The organism is Novosphingobium huizhouense (assembly GCF_020179475.1).
Lineage (GTDB): Bacteria > Pseudomonadota > Alphaproteobacteria > Sphingomonadales > Sphingomonadaceae > Novosphingobium > Novosphingobium huizhouense.
On sequence record NZ_JAILXZ010000001.1, the window covers coordinates 1,207,810 to 1,221,060 of the forward strand.

13 protein-coding genes and 1 riboswitch are annotated in these 13,251 nt (G+C 69.0%); of the genes, 6 read left to right on the forward strand and 7 right to left on the reverse strand.

Going from position 1 to position 13,251, the window contains the following annotated elements:
* Window positions 1–15 precede the first annotated feature (15 nt).
* Both K3A85_RS05970 and K3A85_RS05975 read right to left on the reverse strand, forming a co-directional pair.
* On the reverse strand, window positions 16–459 hold the full coding sequence (locus K3A85_RS05970; protein WP_225205566.1) for a hypothetical protein: 444 nt from the start codon (window positions 457–459) through the stop codon (window positions 16–18).
* 80 nt (window positions 460–539) lie between these two features.
* Window positions 540–2,207: an NAD+ synthase gene (locus tag K3A85_RS05975; protein WP_225205567.1), complete on the reverse strand. Its 1,668-nt coding sequence runs from the start codon at window positions 2,205–2,207 to the stop codon at window positions 540–542.
* Window positions 2,208–2,338: 131 nt separating this feature from the next.
* Between K3A85_RS05975 and K3A85_RS05980 the strand changes: the two genes are divergently transcribed.
* On the forward strand, window positions 2,339–3,274 hold the full coding sequence (locus K3A85_RS05980) for a ribose-phosphate pyrophosphokinase (protein ID WP_225205568.1): 936 nt from the start codon (window positions 2,339–2,341) through the stop codon (window positions 3,272–3,274).
* Window positions 3,275–3,488: 214 nt separating this feature from the next.
* Here the strand turns inward: K3A85_RS05980 and K3A85_RS05985 are convergent, their stop codons facing one another.
* A complete protein-coding gene (locus tag K3A85_RS05985; protein WP_225205569.1) occupies window positions 3,489–4,253 on the reverse strand; it encodes a peptidoglycan-binding protein in 765 nt (254 codons plus the stop codon).
* A 251-nt stretch (window positions 4,254–4,504) separates the two neighbouring features.
* Window positions 4,505–5,452: an AraC family transcriptional regulator gene (locus tag K3A85_RS05990; RefSeq protein WP_318248067.1), complete on the reverse strand. Its 948-nt coding sequence runs from the start codon at window positions 5,450–5,452 to the stop codon at window positions 4,505–4,507.
* Between the two features lie 228 nt (window positions 5,453–5,680).
* On the opposite strand from K3A85_RS05990, the gene K3A85_RS05995 reads away from it, so the two are divergent.
* The 4 genes from K3A85_RS05995 (at window position 5,681) to K3A85_RS06010 (ending at window position 9,074) form a co-directional block, all read left to right on the forward strand.
* Window positions 5,681–6,460, forward strand: a complete 780-nt coding sequence (locus K3A85_RS05995; RefSeq protein ID WP_225205570.1) for an inositol monophosphatase family protein — start codon at window positions 5,681–5,683, stop codon at window positions 6,458–6,460.
* Window positions 6,461–6,470: 10 nt separating this feature from the next.
* Window positions 6,471–6,929, forward strand: a complete 459-nt coding sequence (locus K3A85_RS06000; RefSeq protein WP_225205571.1) for a gamma-glutamylcyclotransferase family protein — start codon at window positions 6,471–6,473, stop codon at window positions 6,927–6,929.
* Window positions 6,930–6,936: 7 nt separating this feature from the next.
* Window positions 6,937–7,716 (forward strand): SDR family oxidoreductase, encoded by a 780-nt coding sequence (locus tag K3A85_RS06005; protein ID WP_225205572.1) that lies wholly within the window; start codon window positions 6,937–6,939, stop codon window positions 7,714–7,716.
* A 68-nt stretch (window positions 7,717–7,784) separates the two neighbouring features.
* On the forward strand, window positions 7,785–9,074 hold the full coding sequence (locus tag K3A85_RS06010) for a Xaa-Pro dipeptidase (protein WP_225205573.1): 1,290 nt from the start codon (window positions 7,785–7,787) through the stop codon (window positions 9,072–9,074).
* Window positions 9,075–9,078: 4 nt separating this feature from the next.
* Here K3A85_RS06010 and K3A85_RS06015 read toward each other — a convergent pair whose 3' ends face one another.
* The 3 genes from K3A85_RS06015 to K3A85_RS06025 all read right to left on the reverse strand — a co-directional run bounded on the left by K3A85_RS06015 (window position 9,079) and on the right by K3A85_RS06025 (window position 11,818).
* Entirely contained in the window at window positions 9,079–10,965 is a 1,887-nt protein-coding gene (locus K3A85_RS06015) for a methyl-accepting chemotaxis protein (RefSeq protein ID WP_225205574.1), read from the reverse strand.
* 103 nt (window positions 10,966–11,068) lie between these two features.
* Entirely contained in the window at window positions 11,069–11,548 is a 480-nt protein-coding gene (bfr, locus tag K3A85_RS06020; protein ID WP_225205575.1) for a bacterioferritin, read from the reverse strand.
* Between the two features lie 93 nt (window positions 11,549–11,641).
* A complete protein-coding gene (locus K3A85_RS06025) occupies window positions 11,642–11,818 on the reverse strand; it encodes a (2Fe-2S)-binding protein (protein WP_225205576.1) in 177 nt (58 codons plus the stop codon).
* Window positions 11,819–11,963: 145 nt separating this feature from the next.
* Window positions 11,964–12,074: riboswitch (SAM-I-IV-variant riboswitch) on the forward strand.
* Between the two features lie 53 nt (window positions 12,075–12,127).
* Here K3A85_RS06025 and K3A85_RS06030 point away from each other — a divergent pair.
* Complete coding sequence (locus tag K3A85_RS06030) at window positions 12,128–13,036, forward strand: homoserine O-succinyltransferase (protein ID WP_225205577.1); 909 nt, start codon at window positions 12,128–12,130, stop codon at window positions 13,034–13,036.
* Window positions 13,037–13,251 lie beyond the last annotated feature (215 nt).

A 13,251-nucleotide genomic window follows, 5' to 3' on the forward strand; every position in this document is an offset into this window, starting at 1 on the left:
GCTGCCGGCCGGCGATCAGCCGGCGGCGAGCGTGGCGACCGCGTGGCGGGTCGCTTCGTGCAGGGCGTCGTGGCGATCGGCGCGGACAAAGCCCGCCAGCACCGCGGCGAAGCCGGCGCGGTCGGCCGCCAGGGCGGTGCGCGTCATCGCCGCGAGCGTCACCTCGTCGGGGCTCATGGCGAGGCAGCAGGGACGATTGACCATGAACGGCTCGGGCCAGGTCCGCATGATCGTGCGGACGAGGCCGTGGACCGCGCAGGCCGCCTCGACGCTGCGATAGCGACGGGCGAGATCGGGCACCGGGTCGCGGTCGGCCCGCTCGAACAGCGCGCACAGCCGCATCGCCATGACGAGGTGCAGCGCGCCAAGCGGCAGCGCGCGGATGTCGTGCGGCCGCGCGAGCGTGGCGAGCGTGGCGATCGAGGCGGCGGACGGGGCTCGGCTGGTCTGGTCGGTCACGCGGGCGCTCCTTCTTGCGAACTATTCGCAAGCTAGGTCGCAGCGCCCGCCAGGTCAATGCGAATCGTTCGCAAGAAGCGTCAGCCCGTGCGGAACCCGTGCGTGATCGGGTAGCGCCGGTCGCGCCCGAAGTTGCGCACGCCGAGTTTGACCCCGGGGGGCGCCTGGCGACGCTTGTATTCCGCCACATTGAGCAGGCGCTCGATCCGGGCCACCGTCTCCCGGTCGAACCCTTCGGCGACGATCTGGTCGACGCTCTTTTCCTGCTCGACCAGGCCGGTGAGGATCGCGTCGAGCACCGGGTAGTCGGGCAGGCTATCCGAATCCTTCTGGTCGGGGCGCAGTTCGGCGCTCGGCGGCTTGGTGATGATCCGCTTCGGCATGACCGGACCGTCCGGGCCGAGGCCGATCCTGGGCCGCGCCGTGTTGCGCCATTCGGAGATCGCGAAGACGGTGGTCTTGTAGGCGTCCTTGAGCGGATTGTAGCCGCCGTTCATGTCGCCGTAGATCGTCGCGTAGCCGACGCTCATCTCGCTCTTGTTGCCGGTCGTCACCAGCATTGGGCCGAACTTGTTCGACAAGGCCATCAGCGTCGTGCCGCGAATCCGCGACTGGAGGTTCTCTTCGGTAAGATCGGGCTGGCGACCCTCGAACACCGGGGCGAGCATTTCGGCAAAGGCATCGACGGCGGGACCGATCGGCACCGTGTCGAGCCGCACGCCGAGCATCTGCGCGCAGGCCGCGGCGTCCTCTAGGCTCTCGCTGCTGGTGTAGCGGCTCGGCATCATCACGCACCACACCCGATCCGCTCCCAGCGCATCGACCGCGATCGCGGCGCAGATCGCCGAATCGATCCCGCCCGACAGGCCGAGCACGACGCCCGGGAAGCGGTTCTTGTCGACATAGTCGCGCAAGGCCATGACCATGGCGCAGTAGATGTCCTCGGGATGTTCGGCGAGCTCGTGGACCTCGCCCGCCGCGCAGCGCCAGCGCTGGCCGGTGCCCACCGCGACCTTGTTCCAGACGGTGTCGACCACCGCCTCCTCCCAGTCGCGCATCTGCACCCAGACCGCGCCTTCGGGGCCGACCACGAAGCTCGCGCCGTCGAACACGATCTCGTCCTGCCCGCCGACGCGGTTCAGGTAGATCAGCGGAATCCCGGTATCGATCGCGCGGCGCTTGGCGACGCCGTCGATGCGCAGCACGTCCTTGTCGATCTCGTAGGGGCTGCCGTTGACGCAGATGAAGATCTCGGCGCCGAGTTCGGCGAGGTGGCGGCAGACGTCGGGGTGCCAGATGTCCTCGCAGATCGGCAGGCCCAGCATCGCGCCCTTGAACAGCACCGGCTCGGGCAGGGGGCCGGGCAGGAAATGGCGCTTTTCGTCGAAGGTGCCGTAGTTGGGCAGCTCGTACTTGAAGCGCGTGGCGGCGATGCGCCCGCCTTCGAGCAGGGCGACGCCGTTGTGCAGCGCGCCGTCGCGCACGAACACGCTGCCGACCAGCATGGCGGGGCCGCCGTCGGCGGTGACCGCGGCCATCCGCTCGAGTTCGGCCGCGGCGCGCTCGATCAGCGCGGGCTTCTGGATCAGGTCCTCGGGCGGGTAGCCGATCAGCTGCATTTCGGGGAACACGATCAGGTCGGCATGGCGCGCCTTCTCGCGCACCGCGAGCATCGCCGCCGCGTTGGCGGCAAGGTCGCCGACGGTCTGGTTGAGCTGGGCAAGGGTGATCGTGAGTTTGTCGGCCATGTCCGGTTCCTAGGGGGCAACGGTTCATGCGTGCAAGAGTTGCGGGTAAACGGCGGTGAATCGTTGCAAAGCTGTCATCTTGGGCTAAGGGCGCGCGAACGGGATCACACCAGGGACTCGAGGTAACCGCCATGAAGATCATGTCCGGCAACGGCAACCTGCCGCTTGCGCGCGCCGTCGCGGCGTATCTCGAGCTGCCGCTGACCGACGCGGCGGTGCGCCGCTTCGCCGACGAGGAAGTCTTCGTCGAGATCCACGAGAACGTCCGCGGCGAGGACGTGTTCGTGATCCAGTCGACCAGCTACCCGGCGAACGACAACCTGATGGAACTCCTGATCTGCATCGATGCGCTGCGCCGCGCCTCGGCCAAGCGGATCACCGCGGTCGTCCCCTACTTCGGCTATGCCCGCCAGGACCGCAAGCCGGGGCCGCGCACGCCGATCTCGGCCAAGCTCGTCGCCAACCTGATCACCACCGCAGGCGCCGACCGCGTGCTCGCGGTCGATCTCCACGCCGGGCAGATCCAGGGCTTCTTCGACATCCCGACCGACAACCTGTTCGCCGCGCCGGTCATGGCCGCGGACATCCAGACCCGCTACGGCGGGGAGAAGCTGATGGTCGTCTCGCCCGACGTCGGCGGCGTGGTCCGCGCCCGGGCGCTGGCCAAGCGGCTCGACAACGCGCCGCTCGCCATCGTCGACAAGCGCCGCGACAAGCCCGGCCAGTCCGAAGTCATGAACATCATCGGCGACGTGAAGGGCCGGATGTGCGTGCTGATCGACGACATCATCGATTCGGGCGGCACGCTGTGCAACGCGGCGCAGGCGCTGATGGATGCCGGCGCCTCGGGCGTCGCCGCCTACATCACCCACGGCGTGCTGTCGGGCGCAGCGGTTTCGCGCGTCGGCAACTCGGCGCTCAAGGAACTGGTGATCACCGACACGATCCTCGCGACCGACGCCGCGCGCGAGTGCGACCGCATCCGCGTGCTGACCATCGCGCCGTTGATCGGCGAGGCGATTCGCCGCATCGCCGACGAAAGCTCGGTCTCCAGCCTGTTCGATTGAGGCCCCGTTTCCCCGCTCGCGAGCGAGGGGGGTTGACGGGGTTGACACTGTCCTGAGAAAAAATTCCAGGCCCCCTCCGGGCCGGCGCGCAGGCGTCCGGCGGCGCCCGCCCGCCAAGAGCAAGATGTTGGAACGACTGGCTTTGTCCGCGCTCATTGCGCCGGCATAGCGCAGGACCCGGCCTGTAGGACAGCGCCAGCCTGTCCAACAGCGGTCAGGGCGCGGTGAGGGCCTGCCAGGTCCGGTCGCCGACCGCACCGTCGGGGGTGAGGCCGTGGCTGCCCTGGAAGGCCATCACCGCCTGAAGCGTGCCCTGCCCGAACATCCCGTCGACCTTCAGCCCGGCGCCGCCGAGCCGGTTCAGCGCCGCCTGGAGCTTCTCCACCTCGGGCCCGCGATCGCCCAGCGTCAGCAGATGCGGCAGCTGCGCCGCGATCTGCGGGCTGGCGAACAGGCCCTCGCCGGCCCAGCGCCGGACGAGCTGGTCGCTGCATTCGAAATGCATTCCGTCCTCGGTGCCGAAGGCCGCGCCCCAGAACCAGCCGAAGCGATTGAAGATCGGGGCGATCAGCGTCAGCCCGTACTGCACCAGGCCATCGCCGCGCGTATCGAGCACGCCGTCGAGGTTGAGGTCGATCGCGCAACCCCAGCTGTGGTTGCTTACCGACGTGAACGAGTTGCGGACGTTGCGCGCGCACAGCATGCCCGCGGTGCCCAGCGCCGCATGGACCTGCGGCTGTTCGTCGCGCACGGCCGCCAGCACCTGCTTCAGGCTTTCCACCGCGGGCGCGAGGCCGGTGACCTTGAACGGCCCGACGTCGCTGGAGACGACCAGCCGCTTGAGCACCGGGTTGGTGACGGGCTGGCAGGACTGGCTGTAGTTGGTCCGGGGCGATCCCAGCAGGCTCAACATCGTTGCCTGTCGCGCAGCGGAAAGATTGGGGTTGATGCCGGAGGGAATCGCAACGAGGGAAGTCATGCTGGTCATGTCGTCGTCCGATCAAAGCATGGAAATCTCGAATCGACGCAAAGTATATGCCGGCGAATACTCCCCGTATACGAGATTCTCTATTTTAAGACTTGCGCGTGATTATCTGAATGGATTCGAGTTGATTTTCAGGAGCCTGGCGTCACGACGTTGATCGCGGGCAATGCGGGGCGCCGCAGCGGGTGGGCAGCAGAAGGCCGGCAGCGGGGGGGCGGGCAGGATCGAGGCGGGCCGCGCCCGTGCTATTGCCAAGGGCGGATGCCGCCGGGCGCGATGCGTTCGATCGTTTCGAGCCGGCGCGCCTGGCGCGTTTCGAGCGCTGCGGTCATCAGCGGCTGGGGGCGGGCCATGAACTGGCGCGGGCTCATCCCGAACAGCGCGGTGAATTCCCGGATCAGGTGGCTCTGGTCGTAGTAGCGCAGCACCAGCGCATCGGCCTCGTCGCGATCGGCGACGCCGCGCAGGTGGCTCGCCATGTCGAGCGCGCGGGCGCGGCGCAGCACCTGCTTGGGCGGGATGCCGAAGTCGCGGCGCACGATGCGTTCGAGCCGGCGCTGCTCCACCCCCATGTCGGCGGCGAGCGCGCCCACCGTGGCGTTGGGATCGGTGAACGCCGCCGCTTCGAAGCGCGCCGAGACCGGATCGGGTTCGGGCGGGCGGCGCTGGAGCAGGATCGCGCGCAGTTCCTGCTCCATCGCGAGCACGATCTGTTCGGGGCTGCCGGCAAGGTCGCCGAGCGCGAGCCAGCGTTTCGCCGAGAAACCGAGCGCTTCGATCTCGACCAGCCGGTCGAGGTGGTCGGCGATCGCGCCGAGGCCGAGCGGAACGAAGCAGCCGGGGCGGAAGGCGACGCCGATGCTGGTGAAGCTGCCGGTGACGCTGATCGGCATGCGCCGGGTGTTGGGGCCGAGGAATACCGCCGCGCGCCCCAGCTGGCGGGGCCCGTCGAGCGTCTGCGCGGTCCACGCGCCGCTCAGCTGGACCCGCAGGAAGGCGGTATCGCAGAACAGCCCGCAATCGAGGTGGTAGTCGTCGGGCGCGCGCACGTCGGTCACGTAGAGCCGCGCGATCCACGGCGCGAGATCGGGCGTCGGCGCGCGGTTGTAGGACAGCGGCTGGCCGTCGCGGGTGGCGTGTCCGTTCGCCGCCAGCGCCCGGTCGAAAGCAGGCTGCGCCTGTTCGTTCATCATGCTCCCCGTTCTCGTTGCCATGCAAGGACGTTAGTCGGGTTCACCTCCTGTTAACCGTGATCTTCGTCACGCTCTGGCAAAAATATCCATACGCGCGAAATGCGCCGCCGTCCAAGTGCCATGAACGCCTCGCCCGGTTGCAAAGTGTTGCCGCAGGCGCGGTGCGCCTCCTCGCGTGGCGCGGCGTGGCGCTTGACCGGGCGCGGGCGGCAGGGGCATGCAGGCGGCATGAACCTCGACGACGATATCGCGCTCGCGCTGCGCCTTGCCGATGCGGCGGGCGCGGCCATTCGCCCGCACTTCCGCAGCGTGGCCGCCGAGCGCAAGGGCGACGCGACGCCGGTGACGCTCGCCGACCGCGCCGCGGAAGAGGCGATGCGCCGCCTGCTCACCGCCGAGCGGCCGCAGGACACGGTGATCGGCGAGGAGTTCGGCGCGACCGCCGGGCGATCAAACCGCAGCTGGGTGCTCGACCCGATCGACGGCACCGCCGGCTTCCTGGCCGGCCGCGCGCTGTTCGGCACGCTGATCGCGCTGGTGGTCGAGGGCTTCCCGGTGCTCGGCGTGATCGACCAGCCGATCAGCGGCGAGCGCTGGGTCGGCGCGATGGGGCGCGCGACCACGCTCAACGGGCGCGAGGTGCGCACGCGCGCCTGCCGCGAACTCGCCGAGGCGACGCTGGCGACGACCGGCCCGCACTATTTCGACGACCACCAGGGCCAGCACTTCATGGCGCTGGCGGCCAGGACCGACCACAAGCGCATGGTCATGGGCGGCGACTGCTACAACTATGCCATGCTCGCGACGGGGCAGCTCGACCTCGTCTGCGAGGCGAACCTCAAGCTGCACGACTGGGCGGCGCTGGTGCCGGTGGTCGAAGGCGCGGGCGGGGTCATGGCCGACTGGAACGGCGAGCCGCTGCACGCGGGCTCGGACGGGCACGTGCTCGCGCTCGGCGATCCGGCGCGGCTGGAGGACGTGGTCGAGGCGCTTGCCTGCGGGCACTGAGGGCAGGGCTGTGCGGGCACGGCTGTTCTTCTTCTATGGCACGCTGACCCACGAACACGACAACCTGGCGAGCGCGGCGGCGAGGCGGCGGATGACGCACTTGGCAAAAGGAGCGGTGCGCGGTTCGCTGTTTGTCGTGATGCACCACGAGGGCTGCTACCCCGTTCTCGATCGGCGCGGGCGTGGCTGGGTGCAGGGATGGCTCTATGCCGCAAAGCGCGGGTTCGACCGGCGCATGCTGGCTCGGCTCGACCGGTACGAGGAGGCCGACCGGGCTTGGCCCGAATATCGCCGGCAAGCCGTGCTGGTGCGGGTCGGTGGGCGGCGCGTGCTGGCCGAGGCCTATGTCCATGCGCGAACAGTGCATGCGGGGATGAAACGGGTGGCGTCGGGAGACTTTGCGGCGTTCGCGAGGCGAGGCAGGGCACGAGTCTATGGTGCGGGCACCGCAAAGCAGGGAATGCGTTGAAGCGGCCATGACCGAAACCAGCGCCAGCCCCGATACCCGCCGCGTGATTGTCGTGACCGGGGCCGCTTCCGGAATAGGGCGCGGCACCGTGCTGCACTTTGCCGGACTCGGCTGGCGGGTGGTGGGGCTCGACCGCGATGCGGCGGGGCTCGCCGAACTCGCCGCGCTGCTGCCGCGCGCCGATGCGCTGATGGTCACCTGCGACGTCGGGCGCGAGGCGCAAGTGCGGCGGGCCTTTGCGAAGGTCGCGCGCTGGGCCGACGGCATCGACTGCCTCGTCAACAATGCCGGGATCGCCGATCCCTATTGCGGGCCGCTCGAAACCCTCGCGCTCGCCGACTGGCAGCGCTGGATCGACGCCAGCCTGACCGCTGCGTTCCTGTGCAGCCGCGCGGCGCTGGCGCTGCTGCGCACGCGCGAAGGCGCCTCGATCGTGAACATCGCCTCGACCCGCGCGCTGCAGTCCGAGCCCGAGAGCTTCGCCTATGCCGCGGCCAAGGGCGGGCTGTGCTCGCTGACCCATGCCATGGCGATTAGCCTGGGGCCGCAGGTGAGGGTCAACGCGGTACTTCCCGGCTGGATCGAGACGGGGCCGTGGCAGCCCGCGGCGCGGCGGAGCGAGCCTGCGCACAGCGTGGCGGACAAGGCGCAGCATCCGGTCGGACGCGTGGGCGAGGTGCGCGACATCGCCGAGGCGATCGCCTGGCTCGCCGATGCGGGCTTCGTCACCGGCCAGCAGATCGTCGTCGACGGCGGGATGACCCGCAGGATGATCTACGCCGAATAGCGCACGGCCCTTGCCGCGGGGCCTGCGCGCGTGCAACCTGTTGAACAACGATGCAACAGGGGTGCGCGATGAACATCAGGATGACGACCGCCGCGATCGCGGCGCTGGCGCTGGCGGGTTCGGCAAGCGGCGCGGTAGCGCGCACGGTGGTGGTGCGCGCCGCGCACATGATCGACGTGGTCGCGGGCAAGCGCGTCGACGATGCGCAGGTCACCGTGACCGACGGGCGCATTTCCGCGGTGGGCAAGCGGGGCGATGCCGTGCCGCAGGGCGCCGAGGTAATCGAGCTGGGCGAGCGCACGCTGCTCCCCGGGCTGATCGACATGCACGTCCACCTCACCGGCGATCCGCGCTATTCGGGCTATCGCGGGCTCGAGTATACCGACGCGTTCTGGACCGTGGTCGGCGTCGCCAACGCGAAGAAGACGCTCGAGGCGGGCTTCACCACGGTGCGCAACGTGGGCGCAGGCAACTACGACGACGTCGCGCTCAAGCAGGCGATCGCGGAAGGGTATGTCACCGGACCGCGCATCGTGCCGGCGACGTATGCGCTGGGCGCGACCGGCGGGCATTGCGATTCGACCGAGTTTCCGCCTTCGATCCACGCCGATGCGCCGGGCGTCGCGGATTCGCCCGACGCCTTCCGCGCGCTGGTGCGCAAGGTGCGCAAGTACGGCGCCGAAGTGATCAAGATCTGCGCGACCGGCGGGGTGTTCTCGAAGACCGATTCGGTCGGCGCGCAGCAGATGAACGAGGCCGAGCTCAAGGCAGTGGTCGACGAGGCGCACATGCTCGGCATGCGCGTGGCGGCGCACGCCCACGGCAACTCCGGGATCAACGCCGCGCTGCGCGCGGGCGTCGACACGATCGAGCACGCCAGCCTCGCCGACGCGGAAAGCTTCCGCCTCGCCAAGGAGAAGGGCGCGGCGCTCGACATGGACATCTACAACGACGACTACATCCTCGCCGAGGGCGAGAAGAACGGCGTCTTTGCCGAAAGCCTCGAAAAGGAGCGGATGATCGGGCGCAAGCAGCGCGAGACCTTCCGCGCCGCGCACGCCGCCGGCGTGACGCTGCTGTTCGGCACCGACGGCGGGGTCTATCCCAACGGCAACAACGCGCTGCAGTTCGCCAAGATGGTCGAGTGGGGGATGACCCCGATCGAGGCGATCCGTGCGGCGACGGTGACCGCGGCGAAGTTCCTCGACAAGACCGGCGACGTCGGCGCGATCGAGGCCGGGCGCTATGGCGACCTGATCGCGGTCGACGGCGATCCGCTCGCCGACGTCCGCGCGCTCGAGACCGTCAGCTTCGTGATGAAGGGCGGCGAAGTGGCCAAGGCCGCCCCGGCGCGCTGAGGCTTCAGAACTCCGACCAGTCGTCGCCGCCGCCCGACGCGAAGCCGCCGTTGGCGACGCGCAAGGGCGCGGGGGCGGGTTCGCTCTTGTAGGCGGGCGCCGGTTCGTAGCTCGGCGCCGGCTCGTAGGCGGGCGCCGGGCTTGCCTGGCGCGGGCCGGGGAAGGCGGCGAGGTTCGCCTGCTGGTGGCCGAGCTGGAAGCGCGCGACCTTTTCGAGCAGTTCGGCCGACTGCGTGGCGAGGCTGCGCGCGGCCGCGGTCGATTCCTCGCTCATCGCGGCGTTCTGGTGGGTCATCTTACCCATCTCGTTGATCGCGGCGTTGACCTGGATCAGGCCCGACGACTGCGTTTCCGAGGCTTCGGCGATGCGCGTCATCAGCGCGCTGACGCGATGGATCTGCTCGACGATGCGCGAGAGCGCGTTGCCGGTTTCGGACACCAGCGAAACGCCGTTGGCGACCTCGCGCGAGGCCTGGCTGATGCGGGTCTTGATCTCGCTCGCGGCCTCGGCCGAGCGCTGGGCGAGCGCGCGCACTTCGGTGGCGACGACGGCGAAGCCCTTGCCTGCTTCGCCCGCGCGCGCCGCTTCGACCCCGGCGTTGAGCGCGAGCAGGTTGGTCTGGAAGGCGATGCCGTCGATCAGGCCGATGATCTGCTCGATCTCGCGGCTGGTGGCCTCGATCGCATCCATCGCGGCGATCGCGCGGCGCACGACGTCCTCCGAGGCGGTGGCTTCGCCGGTCGCGCCGGTCACCGCCTGGTTGGCCTCGCGCGCGGCGCTGGCGCTGTCGGACACGGTGCGGGTGACTTCGGCGAGCGCGGCTGCCGATTCTTCCAGGCTGGCGGCCTGCTCCTCGGTGCGCGAGGAGAGGTCTTGCGAGGCGTGACGGATCTCGCCCGCGCCGCGGTCGACGCCGTGCGAGACGGTGGCGATTTCGCCCATGGTCTGGGCGAGGTGGTCGGCCGCGCCGTTGTAGTCGGCCTTGAGCGAGGCGAACACGCCGGGCAGGTTGGCGTCGATGCGGTGCCCGAGATTGCCGCGCGACAGTTCGGACAGGGCGGTGCCGACGCTGCGAACGATCAGCTGGGCCTGTTCGTCCTTGGCGCGTTCGGCGGTGACCAGCAGGTCGCGCAGCGCCAGCGTGGCGCGCGACAGGTCGCCCACCTCGTCGCGCCGGTCGGTGGCGCGGGCGATGACGTCGGTGCGCCCTTCGGCGAGTAGCGAGATGGTCTCGGTCACTTCGACGAGCGGGTTGGCGATCAGGCGGGTGAGCACCACCAGCATGGCGCCGGCGATGCCGAGCGCTATGAGCGTGACCACGACGACGACGATGCGCGCCGTGGTGGCGGTGGTCTGGGCATCGGCGGCGACCTTCTTCATGAGATCAGCCTGCGCGGTCTGGATCGCGGTGGCCGTCTCGTCGAGCTTCGCGAAGGATGCGGCCGATTCGCGGAAGTTGTCGAAGGCTTCCTGGTTGCGGTTCTGCGCCGAAAGCGCGAGGCGGGCGTCGGACTTGGTGTAGTAGGCATCGCGCAGCGGGATGAAGGCATCGAGCGCGGCTTTGGTCTTCGGTTTGTTGAGGCGGGGCTTGAGCCATTCGACCCGGGCGTCGATTTCCTGCCGGATCTCCTGGATCTTGCTCGCCTGGGCCGCGATTTCGTCGGGCGTGGTGGACAGGATATGCGCGGCTTCGGCGCCGCGCAGCGCCGCGACGCTGCGATCGACGTCGGCCGCCGCCTCGAGCTTTTCGCGACGGGACACGCCGAGATCCTGGGTGATGTCGGACAGCATGCCCAAGGCAAAGAAGCCGACCGCGCCGACCACCAGCAAGGTGGCGATAAAGGCGGAAACCGCCAGCAGCAGTTTGCGGGAAATCGGCAGGTCGGTCATCGCAAGAATCCGCATTGTGGGGACACGATGCGGCTAGCGGTGCCGGGTTAGAGTTCCACAGGACGCGCCATCGGGATAAATACTGCGTCGCTGCGGCGGCCGATCAGCCTTCGGGTGGCTTGCTGTTGAGGTGCACGTAGTTCTCGATGCCCATCCGCGCGATCATGTCGAACTGCTTTTCGAGCGTGTCGACATGCTCTTCCTCGCTTTCGAGAATGTCCTGCAGCAGATCACGGCTGACATAGTCGCGCACCGCCTCGCAATGGGCGATGCCGTCGCGCAGCAGCGGCAGCGCGTCCATCTCGAGCGCGAGGTCCGCCTTGAGGATTTCCTCGACGCTTTCGCCGACCCGCAGCCGGCCGAGCGCCTGGAAGTTGGGCAGGCCGTCGAGGAACAGGATGCGGTCGGCCAGGCGGTCGGCGTGCTTCATCTCGTCTATCGATTCGTGGCGCTCGAACTCGGCGAGCTTCTTGACGCCCCAATTGTCGAGCAGGCGGTAGTGCAGCCAGTACTGGTTGATCGCGGTCAGTTCGTTGAGCAGTGCCTTGTTGAGGAACTCGATGACCTTGGCGTCGCCCTTCATGGCGCGTCTCCCAATTGGCTGGCGGGTTGCGCGATGGTGCCGCCGGGCGCGGAGCGGCGCAAGCCGCGAAGACACCGAAATCGGGGGGAAGCTTCAGGCGGCGAGGCAGGCGCGTTCGTCGGCGATCACGTCCTCTGCGTCGTCGAGGCACTGGCGGCACTGCGGCTGGCAGCCCATGCGGCCGTAGAGCGTCTCGGCATCGCCGCCGTGGCAGCGGGCCGCGGCGCGCAGGTCCTTCTCGCGGATCGCATTGCAGATGCAGATGTACATCGGGCCGAGTCTCCGGGCGGTGTCTCCATCTTTTAATGCGACGCGTTCGCATTATCAAGGCTGTTGCGAATGGTTTGCGAGCAGTTGAGCGGGCGCTGCGCAAAGGCCCTTCGGTTGCAATCGCCCTGCGCCCGCGCTAGATCGCCCCCAGCATCAAGAGTTGGGGAAGACGCCCCGACGCCAACCTGCCTTCTCCGGGCAAGGTGGCGCCTCCTTGCGGAGGGATGTGGCCGGTCCGGCAACCAAGCGGAGCCCAGGCTGCATCTTGCGTTCGCGTCCGTCCCTGCCGCTGCAGAGGAAGACGAACCCGTGCCGATCCGCATCGCCGACAACCTGCCCGCCCGCCGCACGCTCGAAGCCGAAGGCGTGATCGTGATGGGCGAGACCGAGGCGGCGCGGCAGGACATCCGGCCGATGCGCATCGCGCTGCTCAACCTGATGCCCGACAAGATCACCACCGAGACCCAGATCGCCCGCCTGCTGGGCGCGACGGCGCTGCAGGTCGAGCTGGAGCTGGTGCGCATTTCCGACCATGTCAGCAAGAACACCTCGGCCGGGCACATCTCGGAGTTCTACCGACCCTGGGCCGAAGTGGCGGGTGAAAAGTACGACGGGCTGATCGTGACCGGCGCGCCGGTGGAGACGATGCCCTTCGCCGAGGTGACCTACTGGGACGAGCTGCGGCGCATCTTCGACTGGAGCCAGGGCAACGTCCACCGCACGCTGGCGGTGTGCTGGGGCGCGATGGCGGCGCTCCACCACTTCCACGGCGTCGACAAGCACGCGCTTGCCGCCAAGGCCTCGGGCGTGTTCCGCCACCACAACCGCGCGCCCGCGAGCCCGTGGATGCGCGGCCTGCCTGACGTGTTCGACGTTCCCGTCTCGCGCTGGAGCGAAATCCGCCGCGAAGACCTGCCCGAAGGGCGGGGCCTGCAGGTGCTGGCCGAGAGCGACGAGACCGGCCTGTGCCTGATCGACGACCCCGCGCACAATGCGCTGCACATGTTCAACCACCTCGAATACGACACGCTGACGCTGGCGGGGGAATATGCGCGGGACGAGGCGGGCTACCTGCCGAAGAACTACTTTCCCGGCGACGATCCGCAGGCGCAGCCGGTCAATTCGTGGCGCGGCAACGGGCACCTGCTGTTCGGCAACTGGATCAACGAGACCTACCAGACGACGCCATACGAGCTGGGGGATATCGGGCAGCTGTGAGGGGCAGCGCCCCGTCGCGCGCATGGCTCCGGGGCCGCTTTGTGCGCGATGCACACCGTCTTGTCGTGCAGGGCAGGCTGCAGGAAACGGGGCAGGTGGGCAACTGCGCTTGCCTTTGTGCCCCGCTTCCCCTAACGGCGCCGCTTCCGTTCGCGCGGATTCGCTGACTCGCCTGGCCAACTAGGGCTGCCATGGCGGGCCTGCCGCGCTTTCAG

What these genes read in the sequence shown, in the direction of transcription:
- bfr (WP_225205575.1), bottom strand. Translation starts at nt 11,548, where the DNA reads ATGAAGGGCGACGCCAAGGTCATCGAGTTCCTCAACAAGGCACTGCTC.
- K3A85_RS05980 (WP_225205568.1), top strand. Translation starts at nt 2,339, where the DNA reads ATGAAGATCATGTCCGGCAACGGCAACCTGCCGCTTGCGCGCGCCGTC.
- K3A85_RS06015 (WP_225205574.1), bottom strand. Translation starts at nt 10,965, where the DNA reads ATGACCGACCTGCCGATTTCCCGCAAACTGCTGCTGGCGGTTTCCGCC.
- K3A85_RS05990 (WP_318248067.1), bottom strand. Translation starts at nt 5,452, where the DNA reads ATGATGAACGAACAGGCGCAGCCTGCTTTCGACCGGGCGCTGGCGGCG.
- K3A85_RS05975 (WP_225205567.1), bottom strand. Translation starts at nt 2,207, where the DNA reads ATGGCCGACAAACTCACGATCACCCTTGCCCAGCTCAACCAGACCGTC.
- K3A85_RS05985 (WP_225205569.1), bottom strand. Translation starts at nt 4,253, where the DNA reads ATGACTTCCCTCGTTGCGATTCCCTCCGGCATCAACCCCAATCTTTCC.
- K3A85_RS06025 (WP_225205576.1), bottom strand. Translation starts at nt 11,818, where the DNA reads ATGTACATCTGCATCTGCAATGCGATCCGCGAGAAGGACCTGCGCGCC.
- K3A85_RS05995 (WP_225205570.1), top strand. Translation starts at nt 5,681, where the DNA reads ATGAACCTCGACGACGATATCGCGCTCGCGCTGCGCCTTGCCGATGCG.
- K3A85_RS06010 (WP_225205573.1), top strand. Translation starts at nt 7,785, where the DNA reads ATGAACATCAGGATGACGACCGCCGCGATCGCGGCGCTGGCGCTGGCG.
- K3A85_RS06005 (WP_225205572.1), top strand. Translation starts at nt 6,937, where the DNA reads ATGACCGAAACCAGCGCCAGCCCCGATACCCGCCGCGTGATTGTCGTG.